Origin of the sequence: Burkholderia sp. MSMB617WGS (assembly GCF_001532025.2) — a bacterium.
In the GTDB taxonomy this organism is placed as follows: domain Bacteria; phylum Pseudomonadota; class Gammaproteobacteria; order Burkholderiales; family Burkholderiaceae; genus Burkholderia; species Burkholderia savannae.
Window position 1 is genome coordinate 1,691,203 of record NZ_CP013457.1, and the last position, 20,864, is coordinate 1,712,066.

A 20,864-nucleotide genomic window follows, 5' to 3' on the forward strand; every position below is an offset into this window, starting at 1 on the left:
CGCTGAAATACTCACACTGCGATCGCGCGCAGCAACTCGGTTTCGACTTGGATCTGCAGACGGCTGTCGGACAAGCCGGTGCCGTCGAGCATGAAGACGTCCTCGACGCGTTCGCCGAGCGTATTGATCCGCGCCGCGTGGACGCCGACCCGGTGCTCGGCCAGCACGCGCGCGATCGAATAAAGAAGGCCCGGCCGGTCGTTGGCCGACACGGACAGAATGTAGTACTGACCGCGCTCGTCGGCCCGCAGGTCGACGCGCGGCGTGATCGGGAACGTGCGCGACAGCCGCGACAGCCGCCCCTTCGACGGCTCGGGCAGCGGCGCGGATTCGGCGAGGCGAGCGGCGAGCTGCTGCTCGACGAGATTCGCGATGTCGCGGTACTGCACGTCGCGCTCGGTTTGCGTGACGATGAAGTTGTCGAGCGCATAGCCGTGGCGCGTCGTGTTCACGCGCGCGTCGAGCACCGACAGCCCGTTGCGGTCGAAGTACGCGCAGATGCCGGCGAACAGGTCCGAGCGGTCCTTCACGTAGACGAGCACCTGCAGCGCGTCGCCGACGGGCGACGGCCGCGCGCGGACGATCGCCGTGTCGGCCTCGACGTGCCGGTACAGCATGCGGGTCTGCCACGCGATGTCGGCCGCGTCGTGGCGCAGGAAGTAACCGACGTCGAGCTGATCCCACAGCGCGCGGTGCGCGTCGGGCGGCACGGTCTCGAGACGCAGCAGCGCGAGCGCCTCTTCCTGCCGCGTCTTCAGCTCCGAATGCGCGTCAGGCTGCGCGCCGCCCAGCACGGCGAGCGCCGCGCGATAGAGATCCTCGAGCAGCTTGCCTTTCCACGTGTTCCACACTTTCGGGCTCGTGCCGCGGATGTCGGCGACGGTGAGCAGGTAGAGCGCCGTGAGCCGCCTCTCGCTGCCGACGAGATCCGCGAAGCGCTTGATCACCTCCGGATCGCTCGTGTCCTGCTTTTGCGCGACCTGGCTCATCGTCAGGTGATGCTGGACGAGCCAGACCACGAGTGCCGCGTCGTCGCCCTCGATGCCGTGCTCGCGGCAGAAGCGCCGCGCGTCGGCCATCCCGAGCGTCGAGTGGTCGCCGCCGCGGCCCTTCGCGATGTCGTGGAAGAGGGCGGCGACGTACAGCACCCACGGCCGCTCGAAGTTGACGATGAGCTGGCTGCAGAACGGGTATTCGTGCGCGTGCTCGGCGACCGCGAAGCGGCGGATGTTGCGCAGCACCATCAGGATGTGCTGGTCGACCGTGTACACGTGGTACAGGTCGTGCTGCATCTGGCCGACGATTCGCCGGAAGTTCAGCAGATAGCGGCCGAGCACGCTCGTCTGGTTCATCAGCCGGAACGCGTGCGTGATGCCCTCCGGCTGTTGCAGGATCTGCATGAACGCGCGCCGGTTGCGCGGATCGCGCCGCCACGCGTTGTTCATCACGTCGCGCGAGTTGTAGAGCGCGCGCAGCGTGCGCGCGGACAGCCCCTTCACGCCGCGCGTCGCCTCGTACAGCAGGAACGCTTCGAGGATCGCGTCCGGGTGGCGCTCGAACACGTCGTCCGCGGCGATCTCGAGCATCCCCTGCTTCTCGACGAAGCGCCCCGGCGACAGCACGCGGGTGACGCCGCTCGTCGCCGGGAAGAGCTGCGCCTCGATGTTCTGGATCAGGATCGTCGCGAGCTGCGTGACCGCCTTCGCGGCCCAGTAGTAGCGCCGCATCAACTGCTCGCTCGCGCGCTTCGCGGGCGTCGGCTCGTAGCCGAAGCTCTCGGCCGCCTGCGTCTGCAGATCGAACACGAGGATGTCCTGCCGCCGCCCGGCGATCACGTGCAGCCGCGCGCGCAGCGTCTTCAGGAAATTTTCGTTGCGGCGCAGCTCGCGCGCCTCGCGATCGGTGATGAGCCCGCGCGTGTCGAGTTCGCGCCAGCTGCTGCCGAAGCCCGCCGCGCGCGCGATCCAGAGAATCGTCTGCAGATCGCGCAGGCCGCCCGGGCTTTCCTTCACGTTCGGCTCGAGGCTGTACGGCGTGTCCTGGAACTTCGCATGGCGCTGGCGCATCTCGAGCACCTTCGCCTGGAAGAACGCGCGCGCGTCGAGCGCCTCGCGGTAGTGCAGCATGAAGCGCTCGAAGAGCGCCGTGCTGCCGACGATGCGGCGGGCCTCGAGCAGCGACGTCTGCACGGTGACGTCCTGCGAGGCCTCCTCGATGCATTGGCCGACCGTGCGCACGCTGCTGCCGATCTCGAGCCCGAGATCCCATGCCATCCCGATGAAGCGTTCGATCCGCTCGTCGAGCTCGCTCGCGTGCGAGTCGGGCAAGAGGACGAGGATGTCGACGTCCGAATGCGGCGACAGCTCGCCGCGCCCGTAGCCGCCGACCGCGACGAGCGCGAGCGTCGCGGGCAGCCCGCATTCGTGCCACAGGCGGCGCAGCGCGTCGTCGGTCGCGCGCGACAGCGCGTGCATCAGCGGCGTGACGTTGGCCGCGGTCTTGAAGCGCGCGAGCAGTTCGGCTTTCGCGGCCTTGAATTCGGCTTTGCGCGACAGCGCGGAGGGCGGCGCGGCGACGGATGCGCTCATGGGCGGCAATCGGATTGGGCGGTTGAACGGCCGCGCGCGACGACGCGAGCGGCTACCTGGCTAAACGGGCAAACAAACGAGCGAAACAAGCGAAACGGGCAAAGCGAACGGCAACGCGGATGAGGCGCGCGGCAACGCGCTCAGGCCGCCGTCGCCGGCGCGGCGAACGTCGGGCGCGCCGGCGTGCCGGCCGATACCGTGAGCACCTCGTGGCCCGTTTCCGTGACGAGGATCGTGTGCTCCCACTGCGCGGACAGGCTGCGGTCGCGGGTCTTGACGGTCCACTGGTCGGGCATCGTGCGGATGTCGCGCTTGCCGGCGTTGATCATCGGCTCGATCGTGAAGATCATGCCGGGCTTCAGCTCGATGCCGGTGCCGGGCCGCCCGTAGTGGACGACCTGCGGGTCCTCGTGGAACACCGTGCCGATGCCGTGGCCGCAGTATTCGCGCACGACGCTGTAGCCCTGCGCTTCCGCGTGCTTCTGGATCGCGTGGCCGATGTCGCCGAGATGCGCGCCGGGCTTCACCTGGTCGATGCCGAGCCACATGCATTCGTAGGTGGTTTGCACGAGGCGCTTCGCGAGAATCGAGCCTTCGCCGAGGATGAACATCCGGCTCGTGTCGCCGAAATAGCCGTTCTTGATGACGGTGATGTCGATGTTGAGCGCGTCGCCGTTCTTGAGCGTCTTGTCGCCCGGAATGCCGTGGCAGATCACGTCGTTGACCGACGTGCAGATCGCCTTCGGGAACGGCGGGTAGCCGGGCGGCTGGTAGTTGAGCGGCGCGGGCACGGTGCCCTGCACGTTGACCATGTACTCGTGGCAAAGGCGATCGAGTTCGCCCGTCGTCACGCCCGCGACGACGAACGGCGTGATGTAGTCGAGCACTTCGCTCGCGAGACGGCAGGCGATGCGCATCTGCGCGATGTCGTGTTCGTTTTTGAGCGTAATGGCCATGGGTCGATGCCTGAAATGCGGTGAATTGCGCAATTATCGCACCTTATTCCCGCCGTCGCAGCCTTTCGCGGGCGGCCGCGGCGCGAAACCGGGCGCGTTCGCGAGTCGCGCGCGGGCCGTCCGGCGGAGGCGCTCGCATGAAGCCGGCGCGGCGAAAGCGGAGGGCGACTTGAGAGCCGTAGCGCTCGCGTGCTATACTTATTGGCTAAGTCGACGCTGGAATCGCTATTTTTGCCTTGCTCGGGAACGTTCGAGTTTTCCGTTCGGGCGCGGCGGTGGCGGCGAAGGCTGGGCGCGAAGCTTTCGAACGGTTTTCAAGGTGGGTTTTCGAAGAGCGCGCGCCGAATCGCAAGCCGGCGCACCCAGGGTGTCGCGGCGCGAGGAGCGGAGCAGTGTCCGCCGTCGCGCCATGATACGGCAGCCGGCTTAAGACCCAAACCCTCGTGGAGAATTTACATGGCAGTTACGATGCGCCAAATGCTGGAGGCGGGTGTCCATTTCGGTCACCAAACGCGCTTCTGGAACCCGAAGATGGCTCCCTTCATTTTCGGTCACCGCAACAAGATTCACATCATCAACCTCGAAAAGACGCTGCCGATGTTCTCGGATGCACAGAAGTACGTGCGTCAGCTGGCGGCGAATCGGGGCACGATCCTCTTCGTCGGCACGAAGCGCCAGTCGCGCGACACGATCGCCCAGGAAGCGCAGCGCGCCGGCATGCCGTACGTGAACGCACGCTGGCTCGGCGGCATGATGACCAACTTCAAGACGCTGAAGGTGTCGATCAAGCGCCTGAAGGACATGGAGGCGGCGGTCGAGGCGGGCGAGCTCGAAAAGATGAGCAAGAAGGAAGCGCTGCTGTTCGAACGTGAAATCGCGAAGCTGCAGAAGTCGATCGGCGGCGTGAAGGACATGGGCGGCATTCCGGACGCGATCTTCGTCGTCGACGTCGGCTACCACAAGATCGCCGTCACCGAAGCGAACAAGCTGGGCGTGCCGGTCATCGCCGTGGTCGACACGAACCACTCGCCGGAAGGCGTGGACTACGTGATCCCGGGCAACGACGACTCGAGCAAGGCAGTCGCGCTGTACGCGGAAGGCGTGGCTGACGCGATCCTGGAAGGCCGTGCGAATGCGGTCAACGAAGTGGTCCAGGCGGTGCGCGGCGGCGACGACGAGTACGTCGAGGAAAACGCGTAACCGGCCCCGAGCCGGCGCAAAAAGGGGGCTCTCAACAGGCCCCCTTTTTTTAAGCCGCTTTTTTTCGGGCGGCCGATCCGGGGCGATGCACCGCAAAAAATGCGCGGATGCCCGGAAACGAATGCCTGCCGCTTGCGTCGAAGCGCGGGCGGCGTTGTGAATACAGACTCAAGGAGCGAATGATGGCGGCAATTACCGCAAGCATGGTGGCAGAACTGCGCGCGAAGACCGACGCACCGATGATGGAGTGCAAGAAGGCGCTGACGGAAGCCGACGGCGACATGGCCAAGGCCGAAGAGCTGCTGCGCGTGAAGCTCGGCAACAAGGCGAGCAAGGCGGCGTCGCGCGTGACGGCGGAAGGTGTCGTCGCATCGTTCGTCGGCGGCAACGCGGGCGCGCTCGTCGAGCTGAACTGCGAAACCGACTTCGTCGCGAAGAACGACGACTTCCTCGCGTTCTCGAAGCAGGTCGCGGAACTCGTCGCGACGCAGAACCCGGCCGACGTCGCCGCGCTGTCGGCGCTGGCGCTCGACGGCAAGACGGTCGACGAAGTGCGACTCGCGCTCGTCGGCAAGATCGGCGAGAACATCTCGATCCGCCGTTTCGTCCGTTTCGAGACGTCGAACAAGCTCGCGACGTACCTGCACGGCAGCCGCATCGGCGTGATCGTCGAGTACACGGGCGCCGAAGAGCAGGTCGGCAAGGACGTCGCGATGCACGTCGCGGCGATGAAGCCGGTCTCGCTGTCGGCGGACGAAGTGCCGGCGGACCTGATCGAGAAGGAGCGCCGCGTCGCCGAGCAGAAGGCCGCGGAATCGGGCAAGCCGGCCGAAATCGTCGCGAAGATGGTCGACGGCAGCGTCCAGAAGTTCCTGAAGGAAGTGTCGCTCTTGAACCAGCCGTTCGTGAAGAACGACAAGCAGACGATCGAACAGATGCTCAAGGCCGCGAGCGCGGCGGTGCAGAAGTTCGCCCTGTTCGTCGTCGGCGAAGGCATCGAGAAGCGTCAGGACGACTTCGCGGCGGAAGTGGCCGCGCAGGTCGCCGCCGCGAAGCAGCAGTAACCAGTCGTAAAAGCGGTAACCAGCAGTACGCTTGACCCGCGGCGGACGACCCGTTCCGCCGCGGCCGGCAGCGGCGCCGGACGGGGCTTTCAGCCAGCCCGGCCCGGCGGCGCTTGCTCGAATCAGCATTTCGCCCCTACAGTTCGTGCTTGTCATCCTCTCGTCGCTCGGAAGTCCCTATGCCCAATGCCTATAAACGCGTCCTCCTCAAACTTTCCGGCGAAGCTCTGATGGGCGACGATGCCTTCGGCATCAATCGCGCGACGATCGAGCGGATGGTTGCCGACATCGCGGAAGTCGTGCGTCTCGGCACGCAGCTCGCGGTCGTGATCGGCGGCGGCAACATCTTCCGCGGCGTCGCGGGAGGCGCGGCCGGCATGGACCGCGCGACGGCCGACTACATGGGGATGCTCGCGACGATGATGAACGCGCTCGCGTTGCAGGATGCGATGCGCCACGCGGGCATCGAGGCGCGCGTGCAGTCGGCGCTGCGGATGGACCAGGTGGTCGAGCCGTACATCCGCCCGCGCGCGATCCGTCAGCTCGAGGAGGGCAAGGTGGTGATCTTCGCGGCGGGCACGGGCAACCCGTTCTTCACGACGGACACCGCGGCCGCGCTGCGCGGCTCGGAAGTCGGCGCCGAAGTGGTGCTGAAGGCGACGAAGGTCGACGGCGTTTATTCGGCCGATCCGAAGAAGGACCCGTCCGCCACGCGCTACTCGTCGATCAGTTTCGACGAGGCGATCGGCCGCAACCTGCAGGTGATGGACGCGACGGCGTTCGCGCTTTGCCGCGACCAGAAGCTGCCGATCCGCGTGTTTTCGATCAACAAGCCGGGTGCGCTCAAACGTATCGTGCAAGGTGAGGACGAGGGCACGCTCGTCCACGTGTAAACTCTCGCCGATGCGGGAGGCGGCGGCGCCGTGCGCCGCCTATGGCCATTGCCCGCATCGTTTTGAAGTTCGGAAGGTTCGGAGGTTGAAATGAGTGTCGCTGATATCAAGAAGGGCGTCGAGCAGAAGATGCAGCGCTCGATCGAAGCGTTCAAGAACGATCTGGCGAAGATCCGCACGGGCCGTGCGCACACCGGTCTGCTGGATCACGTGCAGGTCGACTACTACGGTTCGATGGTGCCGATCTCGCAGGTCGCGAACCTGACGCTCGTCGACGCGCGCACGATCGGCGTGCAGCCGTGGGAAAAGAACATGGTCGCGAAGGTCGAGAAGGCGATCCGCGAGGCCGATCTGGGCCTGAACCCGGCGACGGCGGGCGACTTGATCCGCGTGCCGATGCCGGCGCTCACCGAAGAGCGCCGCCGCGAACTGACGAAGGTCGTCAAGAGCGAGGGCGAAACGGCGAAGGTGGCCGTGCGCAACCTGCGCCGCGACGCGAACGAGCAGTTGAAGAAACTCGTCAAGGACAAGGAAATCTCCGAGGACGACGAGCGCCGCGCGAGCGACGACGTGCAGAAGCTGACCGACAAGCACGTCGCGGAGATCGACAAGCTCGTCCAAAGCAAGGAAGCGGAGATCATGACGGTCTGACGCCACGTTGCGTCGCACTTTTTCCCGCAGCTACAGTCTCAGCGGCCATGACTTATACCAGCTCTACCGTTCGCGTGCCTGACGTCGCCGCCGTGCCGCGTCACATCGCGATCATCATGGACGGCAACGGCCGGTGGGCGACCGAGCGCCGCCTGCCGCGCGTCGCGGGACACACGCGCGGCGTCGACGCGGTGCGCTCCGTCGTCGAGGGATGCGCGCGCATGGGCGTCGAATACCTGACGCTCTTCGCGTTCAGCTCGGAGAACTGGCGCCGGCCGAACGACGAGGTGTCGTTCCTGATGCGCCTGTTCATCACCGCGCTCGAGCGCGAGGTCGGCAAGCTGCACGCGAACGGCATCCGGCTGCGCGTCGTCGGCGACCTGACGAAGTTCGAGCCGCGCATCCAGGCGCTCATCCGCCGCGCGGAAACGAAAACCGCCCGCAACACGCGCCTCACGCTCACGATCGCCGCGAACTACGGCGGACGTTGGGACATCCTGCAGGCGACGCAGAAGCTCGTCGACGAGGCGGCGCGCGAAGGGCGCGCGGTCGAGATCGACGAGGACGCGTTCGCCCGCCATCTGGCGATGTCCTACGCGCCGGAGCCCGATCTCTTCATCCGCACGGGCGGCGAGCAGCGGATCAGCAATTTCCTGCTCTGGCAGCTCGCGTACACCGAGTTCTACTTCACCGACAAATTCTGGCCGGATTTCGACGCGGACGCGCTTACCGAGGCGCTCGCGTCGTACACGCACCGCGAACGCCGCTTCGGCCGCACGAGCGCGCAGCTCGAACCCCAGGCTCAGGACGCCGACTCCCTTTCATGCTGAAGACCCGTGTCATCACGGCGGTCGTGCTGCTGGCAGTGCTGCTGCCCGTGACGCTGTTCGCGCCGCTTTCCGCGTTCGGCGCGCTGATCGCGCTCGTGCTCGTGTTCGCCGCGTGGGAATGGGGGCGGCTACTGAGGCTGGGCGGCGTCGGCCCCGTTGCCTACGCGGCCGTCGCGGCGCTCGCGCTCGCCGCGAGCACGCGGCTCGGCATCGGCGCGCAGGCCGCGCGGCCGCTCTTCGAGGCGGCGGGCGTGTTCTGGCTGCTGGCCGGCCCGTACGCGCTCTGGCGCAAGCCGGCGCTCGCCGGGCGCGCGTGGAAGCCGTTTCTGCTCGCGGCGGGCCTCGTCGTCTTTGCCGCGTGCTGGCATGCGCTCGTCGCGGCGCGCGCACAAGGCGTACCCTTCGTATTGTCGCTGTTGCTGGTGGTGTGGCTCGCCGATATCGGCGCATACTTTGCCGGCAAGAGATTCGGCAAGCGCAAGCTCGCGCCGTCCGTGAGCCCGGGCAAGACCTGGGAAGGCGCGGCGGGCGGGTGGCTCGCGGTGATGGCGGTCGCCGGTGCGGCCGTCGCGGCGCACGCGTTCGAGCCGACCCTTTATTCGGCGTTCGTCGCGCATTACGGCGCGGCGGGTGGGTTCGCGGCGTTGACGGTTCTCGTCGCGTTCAGCATCGTCGGCGACCTGTTCGAGTCGCTCCTGAAGCGCCAGGCGGGCGTGAAGGATTCAAGCGGGCTGCTGCCGGGCCACGGCGGCGTGCTCGACCGCGTCGACGCGCTGCTGCCCGTGCTGCCGCTCGCCATGCTGCTGCTCGGTTAAAACTAGACTCTACTATGCATAAACGTCTGACATTGCTCGGTTCGACGGGCTCGATCGGAGACAGCACGCTCGACGTCGTCGCGCGTCATCCGGAGCGCTTCGCGGTTCACGCGCTCACTGCCCACCGCAACGGAGACAAGCTCGTCGCCCAGTGCCTGCGCTTTTCGCCCGACGTCGCGGTGGTCGGCGACGCCGAAACCGCCGCGCGGGTCGACGCGCAATTGCGCGCCGCGGGCAGCAAGACTCAGGTCGCGCACGGCCCGCAGGCGCTCGTCGACGTGTCGAAGAGCGACGGCTGCGACACCGTCGTCGCGGCGATCGTCGGCGCGGCGGGGCTCGCGCCGAGCCTCGCCGCCGCGCGCGCGGGCAAGCGCGTGCTGCTCGCGAACAAGGAATCGCTCGTGATGTCGGGCGCGATCTTCATGGACGCGGTGCGCGACCATGGCGCGATCCTCTTGCCCGTCGACAGCGAGCACAACGCGATCTTCCAGTGCATGCCGCGCGACGCGGCCGAGCGCGGCGGGATCGCGAAGATCATCGTGACCGCGTCGGGCGGCCCGTTCCGCACGCGCGAGCCCGCGACGCTCGCCGACGTGACGCCCGACGAGGCGTGCAAGCACCCGAACTGGGTGATGGGCCGCAAGATCTCGGTCGACTCGGCGACGATGATGAACAAGGGCCTCGAGGTGATCGAGGCGCATTGGCTGTTCGGCCTGCAGAGCGAGCGGATCGACGTGCTGATCCATCCGCAGAGCGTGATCCATTCGCTCGTGTCGTATCGCGACGGCTCGGTGCTCGCGCAGCTCGGCAATCCCGACATGCGCACGCCGATCGCGCACGCGCTCGCGTTTCCCGAGCGCGTCGACGCGGGCGTCGCGCCGCTCGATCTCGCGCAGATCGCGACGCTCACGTTCGAGAAGCCCGACTACGCGCGCTTCCCGTGCCTCGCGCTGTCGATCCAGGCGCTCGAGGCGGGCGGCATTGCGAGCACGGCGCTCAATGCGGCGAACGAGATCGCGGTCGACGCGTTTTTGTCGCGGCGCATTCGCTTCACCGCGATCGCGCAGACGGTCGAGGCGGTGCTGAACGGGCTTGCCAACCGCACGCCGAGCGGCCTCGACGACGTGATCGGCGCCGACGCCGACGCGCGTCGCGCGGCGGCCGCGTTCATCGACAAACTGCCCGCGCCCGGCGTCGAGCGGGCCGCCTGAATGGAGTCGATACGCTCATGAACGTGCTGGTCGAACTGATCGCGTTTGCGGTGGCGATCGGCGTGCTGGTCGTCGTGCATGAGTACGGGCATTACCGCGTCGCTCGCTGGTGCGGCGTCAAGGTGCTGCGCTTCTCGATCGGCTTCGGCGCGCCCGTCGCGCGCTGGGTCAGCAAGACGACGGGCACCGAATGGACGCTGTCCGCGCTGCCGCTCGGCGGCTACGTGAAGATGCTCGACGAGCGCGATCCGGGCGAAGGCATCCGCGCGGACGAATTGCCGCGCGCGTTCAACCGGCAGCCGGTCGGCAAGCGCATCGCGATCGTCGCGGCCGGCCCGATCGCGAATTTCCTGCTTGCGATTGCGCTCTTTTCGTTCGTGTTCGCGACGGGCGTGACCGAGCCCGCGGCGATCGTCGCACCGCCCGCGGCCGGCACGCCCGCCGCGGTTGCAGGCTTCGACGGCGGCGAGACGATCGTGTCGATTCGCGACGCGCGCGCGGGCGACGCGCGGGGCGGCGAGGCCGAGCCGGTGCGCTCGTGGTCCGACCTGCGCTGGAAGCTGCTTGGCGCGGCGTTCGACCGCAAGGACGTCGTGCTCGGCGCGCGCAATCGCGCCGACGGCACGACGTACGATTTCCGCGTCGATCTGCACGGCGTCACCGAGCGCGACGTCGACGACGAGTTCATGACGCGTCTCGGCTTCGAGCCGGGCGGCGGGTCGCTGACGGTGACGTCGGTGCTGCCGGGCGGCGCGGCGCAGCAGGCGGGGCTCGGGCCGGGCGACAAGCTCGTCGCGCTCGACGGCGCGCGCATCGGCGGCTCGACGCGCTTCATCGACGACGTGAAGGCGCACGCGGGCCGTAAGCTCTCGTTGAGAATCGAGCGCGCGGGCGTCGAGCGCACGGTGTCGATCGTGCCGCAGGCGCAGCGCGACGACGAGACGGGCAAGGAAGTGGGCCGCATCGGCGCCGCGCTCGCGCTGCAGACGCCGTCCGTCGACGTGCGCTACGGCGCGCTCGAGAGCATCGAGCTCGGCGTGCGGCGCACGTGGGACATCTCGGTTTATTCGCTGAAGATGTTCGGCAGGATGCTGACGGGCGAGGCGTCGCTGAAGAATCTGTCCGGGCCCGTGACGATCGCGGACTATGCGGGCAAGAGCGCGCGGCTCGGATGGTCGGCGTTCCTATCGTTCCTCGCCCTTGTCAGCATTAGCCTCGGCGTGCTGAACTTGCTGCCGATTCCCGTTTTGGACGGGGGGCATCTGTTATATTATCTGGTTGAAGCCGCGACCGGCAAGGCCGTATCGGAGCGCTGGCAACTGATTCTGCAAAGAGCGGGATTGATCTGCATCGTCGCGCTGTCGGCGATCGCGCTGTTCAACGATCTGGCTCGGTTGATCCATTTTTGACGCGTCGGGCGGTAGCCGCAAGGGCGGCCGCCTGATCTGATGCAAGCTTAAACACTGGGGATGCATGTTGTTCAAACCTCATCGCTTCGTACCTAAGACGGTTGCTGCCGCGGCGCTCGCCGCGCATGGTCTCGCGGCGCACGCAGCGGCGCCCTTCGTGGTGCAGGACATCAAGATCGAAGGCTTGCAGCGCGTCGAGGCGGGTTCCGTGTTCGCGTACCTGCCGATCAAGCAGGGCGACACGTTCACCGACGACAAGGCATCCGAAGCGATTCGCGCGCTGTACGCGACGGGCTTCTTCAACGACGTGCGGATCGCGACGCAGGGCAACGTCGTGATCGTCCAGGTGCAGGAGCGTCCGGCGATCGCATCGATCGATTTCACCGGCATCAAGGAATTCGACAAGGACAACCTGAACAAGGCGCTGAAGGCGGTTGGCCTGTCGCAGGGCCGCTATTACGACAAGTCGCTCGTCGACAAGGCCGAGCAGGAGCTCAAGCGCCAGTACCTGACGCGCGGCTTCTACGCGGCGGAAGTGTCGACGACGGTCACGCCCGTCGACGCGAACCGCGTGTCGATCCTGTTCTCGGTCGCCGAGGGCCCGAGCGCGAAGATCCGCCAGATCAATTTCATCGGCAACAAGACGTTCAGCACGGGCACGCTGCGCGACGAGATGCAGCTGTCGACCCCGAACTGGTTCTCGTGGTACACGAAGAACGACCTGTACTCGAAGGAAAAGCTGACGGGCGACCTCGAGAACGTGCGCTCGTACTACCTGAACCGCGGGTATCTCGAGTTCAACATCGAGTCGACCCAGGTGTCGATCTCGCCCGACAAGAAGGACATGTACCTGACGGTGACGCTGCACGAAGGCGAGCCGTACACGGTATCGAGCGTGAAGCTCGCGGGCAATCTGCTGGATCGCCAGGCGGAGCTCGAGAAGCTGGTCAAGATCAAGCCGGGCGACCGCTTCTCGGCCGAGAAGCTGCAGCAGACGACGAAGGCGATCGTCGACAAGCTCGGCCAGTACGGCTATGCGTTCGCGACGGTGAACGCGCAGCCCGAGATCGACCAGGCGTCGCACAAGGTCGGCCTCACGCTCGTCGTCGATCCGAGCCGCCGCGTGTACGTGCGGCGGATCAACATCGTCGGCAACACGCGCACGCGCGACGAAGTGGTGCGCCGCGAAATGCGCCAGCTCGAGAGCTCGTGGTTCGATTCGAGCCGCCTCGCGTTGTCGAAGGACCGGGTCAACCGTCTCGGCTACTTCACCGACGTCGACGTGACGACGGTTCCCGTCGAGGGCACGAACGACCAGGTCGACGTGAACGTGAAGGTCGCCGAAAAGCCGACGGGCGCGATCACGCTGGGCGCGGGCTTCTCGTCGACGGACAAGGTCGTGCTGTCGGCGGGCATCTCGCAGGACAACGTGTTCGGCTCGGGCACGAGCCTTGCGGTGAACGTGAACACCGCGAAGAGCTACCGTACGCTGACCGTCACGCAGGTCGATCCGTACTTCACCGTCGACGGCATCAAGCGGATCACCGACGTGTTCTACCGCACGTACCAGCCGCTCTATTACTCGACGAACTCGAGCTTCCGGATCATCACGGCGGGCGGCAACCTGAAGTTCGGCATCCCGTTCTCGGAAACCGATACGGTCTATTTCGGCGCGGGCTTCGAGCAGAACCGCCTCGACGTCGATACGAATACGCCGCAGTCGTATCAGGACTACGTGCAGCAATTCGGCCGCGTGTCGAACACGGTGCCGCTGACGGTCGCTTGGTCGCGCGACGGGCGCGACAGCGCGTTGATCCCGAGCCGCGGCTACTTCACGCAGGCGAACATCGAATACGGCGTGCCGGTCGGCAAGATCCAGTACTACAAGGCGGACGTGCAGGCGCAGTACTACTACTCGTTCGCGCGCGGCTTCATCCTGGGCCTGAACCTGCAAGGCGGCTACGGCAACGGCATCGGCAACCCGTATCCGATCTTCAAGAACTACTACGCGGGCGGTATCGGCTCCGTGCGCGGCTACGAGCCGAGCTCGCTCGGCCCGCGGGACACGAAGACGAACGATCCGATCGGCGGCTCGAAGATGATCGTCGGCAACATCGAGCTGACGTTCCCGCTGCCGGGCACGGGCTACGACCGCACGCTGCGCGTGTTCACGTTCCTCGACGGCGGCAACGTGTGGGGCAACGCGCCGGGCGGCACGAGCACGGGCGCGAACGGCCTGCGCTACGGCTACGGTATCGGTCTTGCGTGGATCTCGCCGATCGGGCCGCTCAAGCTGAGCTTGGGCTTCCCGCTGCAGAAGCACGAAGGCGATCAGTATCAGAAATTCCAGTTCCAGATCGGAACGGCGTTCTGATCGATCAGGCACTGACTACAGCATCGAGAGGGTAATCTTGCTAACCGGTAAGTTTTCGAAACGAGTGATGTGCGCGCTGGCGCTTGCCGCCGCGCTCGGCGCGACGCTCGCGCACGCGCAGGACGTCGCGCGGATCGCGGCCGTCAATTCGGATCGGATCCTGCGCGAGTCGGCGCCCGCCAAGGCCGCGCAAACGAAACTCGAAGCCGAGTTCGCGAAGCGCGACAAGGATCTGCAGGACATGGCCGCGCGCCTGAAGTCGATGTCCGACGCGCTCGACAAGAACGGTCCGACGTTGTCGGCCAACGAGCGTGCGCAGAAGCAGCGCGACCTCGCGCAGCTCGACACCGATTTCCAGCGCAAGCAGCGCGAGTTTCGCGAGGATCTGAACCAGCGCCGCAACGAAGAGCTCGCGGCGGTGCTCGACAAGGCGAACAAGGTGATCAAGCAGATCGCCGAGCAGCAGAACTACGATCTGATCGTGCAGGAAGCGGTGTACGTGAGTCCGCGCATCGACATCACCGACAAGGTGCTGAAGGCGCTCTCGTCGCCTTCGAGCCTGTCGAACTGAACGGAGCGAACGTCGAATGGCATTGACGCTTGAGGCGCTCGTCGCGCGATTCGGCGGCGAGATCGTCGGCGACGGCGGGCGCGAGGTCGGCGGTCTCGCGCCGCTCGATCAGGCGGGCCCGCAGCAGCTCGCGTTCCTCGCGAATCCGAAATATCTCGCGCAAGTCGAGACAACGGGCGCCGCCGCGGTGCTGATCGCGCCGCGCGATCTCGAGAAGCTCGGCGCGGCCGCGAACGGCCGCAACTTCATCGTCACGCCGAATCCGTACGCGTACTTCGCGCGCGTCGCGCAGATGTTCATCGATCTCGCTGCACCGCAGCGCGCCGCCGGCGTGCATCCGAGCGCGACGATCGATCCCGCCGCGCAGGTCGCCGCGAGCGCGGTGATCGGCCCGCACGTGACGGTCGAGGCGGGCGCCGTGATCGGCGAGCGCGTGCAGCTCGATGCGAGCGTGTTCGTCGGGCGCGGCACGCGGATCGGCGACGACTCGCACCTGTATCCGAACGTCGCGATTTATCACGGCTGCACGCTCGGGCCGCGCGCGATCGTCCATTCGGGCGCCGTGATCGGCTCCGACGGCTTCGGCTTCGCGCCGGATTTCGTCGGCGAAGGCGATGCGCGCACGGGCGCCTGGGTCAAGATTCCGCAGGTCGGCGGCGTGAAGGTCGGCCCCGACGTCGAGATCGGCGCGAACACGACGATCGACCGCGGCGCGATGGCGGACACCGTCATCGAAGAATGCGTGAAGATCGACAACCTCGTGCAGATCGGCCACAACTGCCGGATCGGCGCGTACACGGTGATCGCCGGCTGCGCGGGCATCGCGGGCAGCACGACGATCGGCAGGCATTGCATGATCGGCGGCGCGGTGGGCATCGCGGGCCACGTGACGCTCGGCGATGGCGTGATCGTTACCGCGAAGTCCGGCGTATCGAAGTCGCTGCCGAAGGCGGGCATCTATACGAGCGCGTTTCCGGCCGTCGAGCACGGCGACTGGAACAAGAGCGCGGCGCTCGTGCGCAACCTGGACAAATTGCGCGACCGGATCAAGGCGCTCGAGACCGCGCTGGCCGCGCGGGAAGGCGACGCCGGCGGCGCATGAACCCACGCGTCGGCCGGGGATCGCACGGGGCAGCTTGCAGGCTGCCCGGCGCGCCGGCCGACCGAACCGAGCGCCGTTTTCCCCGACGCGGCCCGCATCAGCATTTGCAGTCATCACCGCGCAACCCAACCATTGCGTGAGACGAACCACCATGAGCTCTGAAAAAATCAACTTCGACATCCATAAGATCCTCACGCTGCTGCCGCACCGCTATCCGATTCTGCTCGTCGATCGCGTGCTCGAACTCGAGCCGCACAAGTCCATCAAAGCGTTGAAGAACGTGACGGTCAACGAGCCGTTCTTCACAGGCCATTTCCCGAAGCGGCCGGTGATGCCGGGCGTGCTGATCATCGAGGCGCTCGCGCAGGCGGCCGCGCTCCTCACGTTTGCCGAGGCGCAGCCGAAGGACCCGGAGAATACGCTGTACTACTTCGTCGGCATCGATAATGCGCGCTTCAAGCGCGTCGTCGAGCCGGGCGACCAGTTGATCCTGAACGTGACGTTCGAGCGCTACATTCGCGGCATCTGGAAGTTCAAGGCCGTCGCGGAAGTGGACGGCAAGGTCGCGGCGGAAGCCGAGCTGATGTGCACGGTCAAGACGGCCGACGCGGCGCCCTGAGCGCGCGGCGCGCAAGGCTACGCAACGCGACATAGACATTGAGAGGCAACGGCGCATGAGCAGGATTCACCCCACGGCGATCATCGAGCCGGGCGCGCAGGTCCACGAGACGGCCGAGATCGGCCCGTATGCGATCGTCGGTCCGAACGTGACGATCGGCGCGCGGACCACGATCGGTTCGCACAGCGTGATCGAAGGCCATACGACGATCGGCGAAGACAATCGCATCGGCCATTACGCGTCGGTGGGCGGCCGTCCGCAGGACATGAAGTACAAAGACGAGCCGACGAAGCTCGTGATCGGCGATCGCAACACGATCCGCGAATTCACGACGATTCACACGGGCACCGTGCAGGACACGGGCGTCACGACGCTCGGCGACGACAACTGGATCATGGCGTACGTGCATATCGGCCACGACTGCCGCGTCGGCAGCCACGTGATCCTGTCGAGCAACGCGCAGATGGCGGGGCACGTCGAGATCGGCGACTGGGCGATCGTCGGCGGGATGTCGGGCGTCCACCAGTTCGTGCGGATCGGCGCGCATTCGATGCTGGGCGGCGCGTCGGCGCTCGTGCAGGACATTCCGCCTTTTGTCATCGCCGCGGGCAACAAGGCCGAGCCGCACGGAATCAACGTCGAGGGGCTGCGCCGCCGCGGTTTCTCGCCCGATGCGATCTCCGCGCTGCGCAGCGCGTACCGGATACTGTACAAGAACGGCTTGTCGCTCGAAGAGGCGAAGATCCAGCTGCGCGAGCTCGCGCAGGCGGGCGGCGACGGCGACGCGGCCGTCAAGGCGCTAGCCGACTTCGTCGAGACGTCGCAGCGCGGCATCATTCGCTGAACGATGGCGTTCCAACTCACACCGCTGCGCGTCGCGCTCGTCGCGGGCGAGCCGTCGGGCGATCTGCTCGGTGCGTCGCTCCTCGGCGGGCTGCATGCTCGGCTGCCCGCATCGTCCCGCTATTACGGGATCGGCGGGCCGCGCATGACCGCCGTGGATTTCGACGCGCACTGGCCGATGGAAAAGCTCGCGGTGCGCGGCTACGTCGAGGCGCTCAAGCACATTCCCGAAATCCTGCGCATTCGCGGCGAGCTGAAGCGTCAACTGCTCGCCGAGCCGCCCGACGCGTTCATCGGCATCGATGCGCCCGACTTCAACTTCGGCCTCGAGCAGGCGCTGCGCGGCGCGGGCATCCCGACGATCCACTTCGTCTGCCCGTCGATCTGGGCGTGGCGCGGGGGGCGGATCAAGAAGATCGTCAAGGCCGTCGACCACATGCTGTGCCTATTCCCGTTCGAGCCCGAACTGCTCGAGAAGGCGGGCGTCGCGGCGACGTTCGTCGGCCATCCGCTTGCCGACGAAATTCCGCTCGAGCCCGACATGCACGGCGCGCGGATCGCGCTCGGCCTGCCGGAGAGCGGCCCCGTGATCGCGGTGCTGCCGGGCAGCCGCCGCTCCGAGATCGAGCTGATCGGCCCGACGTTCTTCGACGCGATGGAGCTGATGCAGCAGCGCGAGCCCGGCGTGCGTTTCATCGTGCCGGCCGCGACGCCCGCGCTGCGCGAGCTGCTGCAGCCGCTCGTCGACGCGCATCCGTTGCTGTCGGTCACGTTGACCGAGGGGCGCGCGCAAGTCGCGATGACGGCGGCCGACGCGATCCTCGTGAAGAGCGGCACCGTGACGCTCGAGGCGGCGCTCCTCAAGAAGCCGATGGTGATCTCGTACAAGGTGCCCTGGCTCACCGGGCAGATCATGCGCCGGCAGGGCTACCTGCCGTACGTCGGGCTGCCGAACATTCTCGCGGGCCGCTTCGTCGTGCCCGAGCTGCTGCAACACTTCGCGACGCCCGACGCGCTCGCCGACGCGACGCTCACGCAGTTGCGCGACGACGCGAACCGTCGCGCGCTCACCGAAATCTTTACCGACATGCATCTCGCGCTGCGCCAGAACACCGCGCAGCGCGCGGCGGAGGCCGTCGCGCGCGTGATCGACGACAGGAAGCCGCGCTGATGGCCGCGACTCGCAAATCCCGTGGTGCCGCGGCCCAGCCGGCGCTCGAGTTCGATGCGCCGGGCGAGATCGTCTGCGGCGTCGACGAAGCCGGGCGCGGCCCGCTCGCCGGGCCCGTCGTCGCGGCCGCCGTCGTGCTCGACCCGGCGCGGCCGATCGTGGGGCTCGACGATTCGAAGGCGCTGTCCGCGAAGAAGCGCGAGCGGCTCTTCGACGAAATCGTCGCGCATTCGCTCGCGTACTGCGTTGCGTCGGCGAGCGTCGAGGAAATCGATACGCTCAACATCCTGCACGCGACGATGCTTGCGATGAAGCGCGCCGTCGAAGGGCTCGCGGTGCGGCCGACGCTCGCGAAGATCGACGGCAACCGCTGTCCGACGCTTGCGATCCGCAGCGAGGCGATTGTCGGCGGCGACGCGCTCGTGGCGAGCATCTCGGCCGCGTCGATTCTCGCGAAGGTCACGCGCGACCGGATGCTCGTCGAGCTGCACGCGCAGTTCCCGATGTACGGATTCGACGTTCATGCGGGCTACGGCACGCCGAAACACCTCGCGGCGCTGCGCGAGCACGGCCCGTGCGAGCATCACCGCCGTTCGTTCGCGCCCGTGCGCGCGGCGTTCGATCTGATTCGATGAAAGCAATCACTTCCCGCGACAATCCGCTGTACAAGCGCCTGAAGGCGCTCGCGGGCTCGACGCATCAGCAGCGCCGCGGCGGCCAGGCGCTGCTCGAGGGGCTCCATCTCGCGAGCGCCTATCTCGATGCGGCCGGGCAGCCGGAGCTGTGCGTCGTCACCGACGGCGCGTTCGCGCACGCGGAGGCGCGCGAGATCGTCGCGCGCGTCGAGCCGGCGCGGCTCGTCACGCTGCCCGATGCGCTCTTCGGTCAACTGTCGAACGTCGTCAACGGCGTCGGTCTGCTGCTGCTCGTCGCCCGGCCGGCGCCCGCGCTGCCGGAGCGCGTCGCGCACACGGCGGTCGTGCTCGACGGCGTGCAGGACGCGGGCAACGTCGGTTCGATCCTGCGCAGCGCGGCCGCGGCGGGCGTGAAGCAGGCGTTCTGCACACCGGGCACCGCATATGCGTGGTCGTCGAAGGTGCTGCGCTCGGCGATGGGCGCGCACTTTCTGCTCGACATCCACGAGGACGTCGCCGCCGACACGCTGATCGAGCGGCTCGCGGCCCCGGTCGCGCTGACCGATTCGCACGGCGCGCGCGCGATCTACGACTGCGATTTGTCCGGGCCGGTCGTGTGGGTGTTCGGCAACGAGGGGGCGGGCGTATCCGCACGCTGGCGCGACGCGGCGACGCATCGCGTGACGATTCCGCAGCCGGGCGGGATGGAATCGTTGAACGTGGCTGCTGCGGCGGCGATTTGTCTTTTTGAGCAGTGTCGGCAGCAACGCGCGCGCGGCGTGTGACGCACGCGCGTTTCCTTCTCTCTTCTGTTACGCGATTGGCGCGCTAGGCGCGGTGAGTGCGCTTGCGCGGCGCACGGCCTGAAACGCGATGCTCGCGATGTCGGCGGCCGGCATCGCGATGCCGATCAATGATGCCGCGGGCGACGCGCGTCGCCGCGCATGCCGGATGCAGCGGCGTTGGGGGGGCGCAAGCGCCGCGGCGCGCGAGCGGCGCTTGCATCGCCGCCGTCGCGGGCCTGCATCAATACGATTGCCGTTCCTCGAGCTTGATTTCCTGCAGGATCGTCGTCGCGATCTCCTCGATCGACTTGTGCGTCGACGACAGCCATTTGACCCCTTCGCGCCGCATCATCGCTTCCGCCTCGTTGATTTCGTAGCGGCAGTTCTCCGGCGCGGCGTACTTGCTGCCGGGGCGGCGCTCGTTGCGGATTTCGGAGAGGCGCATCGGGTCGATCGACAATCCGAACAGCTTGTCGCGGTGCGGGTGGAGCGGCGTCGGCAGCTTGCCGCGCTCGAAGTCTTCCGGGATCAGCGGATAGTTTGCCGCCTTCACGCCGTACTGCATCGCGAGATAGAGGCTGGTCGGCGTCTTGCCGCTGCGCGACACGCCGATCAGGATCACGTCCGCGTCGGCGAGATTGCGGTTGGACTGGCCGTCGTCGTGCGCGAGCGAGAAGTTGATCGCTTCGATCCGCGTCTTGTATTCATCGGTGTCCGCGTTCTGGTGAACGCGGCCCATCGCATGGCTCGACTTCAGCTGCAGCTCCTGTTCGAGCGGCTCGACGAAGCGCTGGAACATGTCGAGCACGAGCGCGTTCGAGCGCTTGACGATCTCGTTCGATTCGCCGTCGACGAGCGTCGTGAACACGATCGGCCGGCGGCCGTCGTGCTGCGCGGTGTCGTTGATTTTCTGGACGGTGCCGTACGCCTTCTCGAGCGAATCGATGAACGGCACGCGCACGAGCCGGAACTTCTGGTCGAACTGGGACAGGATCGAATGCGCGAAGGTTTCGGCGGTGATCCCGGTGCCGTCGGAGACGATGAATACGGTTGGAAGCATGAATCGGAGCGTCGAGCGTGTGCGTGGCGGCCGCGCGCGGCCGGGAAGCGGTCATTCTAGCAGGCGCGGGCGCGCGGTCCGGGCGAC

At 67.0% G+C, this 20,864-nt stretch carries 19 protein-coding genes; 16 read left to right on the forward strand and 3 right to left on the reverse strand.

Annotated elements, in window-relative coordinates; all coding sequences use genetic code 11:
* Positions 1-11: 11 nt before the first annotated feature.
* Positions 12-2,588, reverse strand: coding sequence for a [protein-PII] uridylyltransferase (locus WT60_RS08450; protein WP_038744984.1), 2,577 nt, complete (start codon positions 2,586-2,588; stop codon positions 12-14).
* A gap of 140 nt (positions 2,589-2,728) precedes the next feature.
* Positions 2,729-3,544, reverse strand: a complete 816-nt coding sequence (gene map, locus WT60_RS08455) for a type I methionyl aminopeptidase (protein WP_059574522.1) — start codon at positions 3,542-3,544, stop codon at positions 2,729-2,731.
* 456 nt (positions 3,545-4,000) lie between these two features.
* Here map and rpsB point away from each other — a divergent pair, with 456 nt between their 5' ends.
* The 16 genes from rpsB to WT60_RS08535 all read left to right on the forward strand — a co-directional run bounded on the left by rpsB (position 4,001) and on the right by WT60_RS08535 (position 19,717).
* On the forward strand, positions 4,001-4,744 hold the full coding sequence (rpsB, locus tag WT60_RS08460) for a 30S ribosomal protein S2 (RefSeq protein ID WP_038744989.1): 744 nt from the start codon (positions 4,001-4,003) through the stop codon (positions 4,742-4,744).
* A 182-nt stretch (positions 4,745-4,926) separates the two neighbouring features.
* Complete coding sequence (gene tsf / locus WT60_RS08465; RefSeq protein ID WP_038744992.1) at positions 4,927-5,808, forward strand: translation elongation factor Ts; 882 nt, start codon at positions 4,927-4,929, stop codon at positions 5,806-5,808.
* Between the two features lie 179 nt (positions 5,809-5,987).
* Positions 5,988-6,701 (forward strand): UMP kinase, encoded by a 714-nt coding sequence (gene pyrH, locus WT60_RS08470; RefSeq protein ID WP_004193606.1) that lies wholly within the window; start codon positions 5,988-5,990, stop codon positions 6,699-6,701.
* 90 nt (positions 6,702-6,791) lie between these two features.
* Positions 6,792-7,352, forward strand: coding sequence for a ribosome recycling factor (frr, locus tag WT60_RS08475; RefSeq protein ID WP_038744994.1), 561 nt, complete (start codon positions 6,792-6,794; stop codon positions 7,350-7,352).
* Positions 7,353-7,399: 47 nt separating this feature from the next.
* Positions 7,400-8,182 (forward strand): isoprenyl transferase, encoded by a 783-nt coding sequence (locus WT60_RS08480; protein WP_038744996.1) that lies wholly within the window; start codon positions 7,400-7,402, stop codon positions 8,180-8,182.
* Positions 8,176-8,997, forward strand: coding sequence for a phosphatidate cytidylyltransferase (locus WT60_RS08485; protein ID WP_038744998.1), 822 nt, complete (start codon positions 8,176-8,178; stop codon positions 8,995-8,997). The genes WT60_RS08480 and WT60_RS08485 overlap by 7 nt, the downstream gene beginning before the upstream one ends.
* 14 nt (positions 8,998-9,011) lie before the next feature.
* The gene (locus WT60_RS08490) at positions 9,012-10,208 is read left to right on the forward strand and encodes a 1-deoxy-D-xylulose-5-phosphate reductoisomerase (protein ID WP_038744999.1); all 1,197 of its coding nucleotides are present in this window, start codon (positions 9,012-9,014) and stop codon (positions 10,206-10,208) included.
* A gap of 17 nt (positions 10,209-10,225) precedes the next feature.
* On the forward strand, positions 10,226-11,617 hold the full coding sequence (gene rseP, locus WT60_RS08495) for an RIP metalloprotease RseP (RefSeq protein WP_038745002.1): 1,392 nt from the start codon (positions 10,226-10,228) through the stop codon (positions 11,615-11,617).
* A 64-nt stretch (positions 11,618-11,681) separates the two neighbouring features.
* The gene (gene bamA / locus WT60_RS08500) at positions 11,682-13,991 is read left to right on the forward strand and encodes an outer membrane protein assembly factor BamA (protein ID WP_060355297.1); all 2,310 of its coding nucleotides are present in this window, start codon (positions 11,682-11,684) and stop codon (positions 13,989-13,991) included.
* 67 nt (positions 13,992-14,058) lie between these two features.
* Positions 14,059-14,562 (forward strand): OmpH family outer membrane protein, encoded by a 504-nt coding sequence (locus WT60_RS08505; protein ID WP_038745004.1) that lies wholly within the window; start codon positions 14,059-14,061, stop codon positions 14,560-14,562.
* A gap of 16 nt (positions 14,563-14,578) precedes the next feature.
* Positions 14,579-15,664, forward strand: a complete 1,086-nt coding sequence (gene lpxD, locus WT60_RS08510; protein WP_059574530.1) for a UDP-3-O-(3-hydroxymyristoyl)glucosamine N-acyltransferase — start codon at positions 14,579-14,581, stop codon at positions 15,662-15,664.
* Positions 15,665-15,815: 151 nt separating this feature from the next.
* On the forward strand, positions 15,816-16,283 hold the full coding sequence (gene fabZ, locus WT60_RS08515) for a 3-hydroxyacyl-ACP dehydratase FabZ (RefSeq protein WP_038745009.1): 468 nt from the start codon (positions 15,816-15,818) through the stop codon (positions 16,281-16,283).
* Between the two features lie 55 nt (positions 16,284-16,338).
* Positions 16,339-17,127, forward strand: a complete 789-nt coding sequence (gene lpxA, locus WT60_RS08520; RefSeq protein WP_060355296.1) for an acyl-ACP--UDP-N-acetylglucosamine O-acyltransferase — start codon at positions 16,339-16,341, stop codon at positions 17,125-17,127.
* A 3-nt stretch (positions 17,128-17,130) separates the two neighbouring features.
* A complete protein-coding gene (gene lpxB, locus WT60_RS08525) occupies positions 17,131-18,297 on the forward strand; it encodes a lipid-A-disaccharide synthase (protein WP_038745014.1) in 1,167 nt (388 codons plus the stop codon).
* On the forward strand, positions 18,297-18,932 hold the full coding sequence (gene rnhB, locus WT60_RS08530; protein ID WP_038745016.1) for a ribonuclease HII: 636 nt from the start codon (positions 18,297-18,299) through the stop codon (positions 18,930-18,932). Before lpxB ends, rnhB begins: the two co-directional genes overlap by 1 nt.
* Complete coding sequence (locus tag WT60_RS08535) at positions 18,929-19,717, forward strand: RNA methyltransferase (protein ID WP_060355295.1); 789 nt, start codon at positions 18,929-18,931, stop codon at positions 19,715-19,717. The genes rnhB and WT60_RS08535 overlap by 4 nt, the downstream gene beginning before the upstream one ends.
* Before the next feature lie 241 nt (positions 19,718-19,958).
* Here WT60_RS08535 and WT60_RS08540 read toward each other — a convergent pair whose 3' ends face one another.
* On the reverse strand, positions 19,959-20,777 hold the full coding sequence (locus WT60_RS08540) for a pyruvate, water dikinase regulatory protein (RefSeq protein ID WP_038745021.1): 819 nt from the start codon (positions 20,775-20,777) through the stop codon (positions 19,959-19,961).
* Between the last annotated feature and the right edge of the window lie 87 nt (positions 20,778-20,864).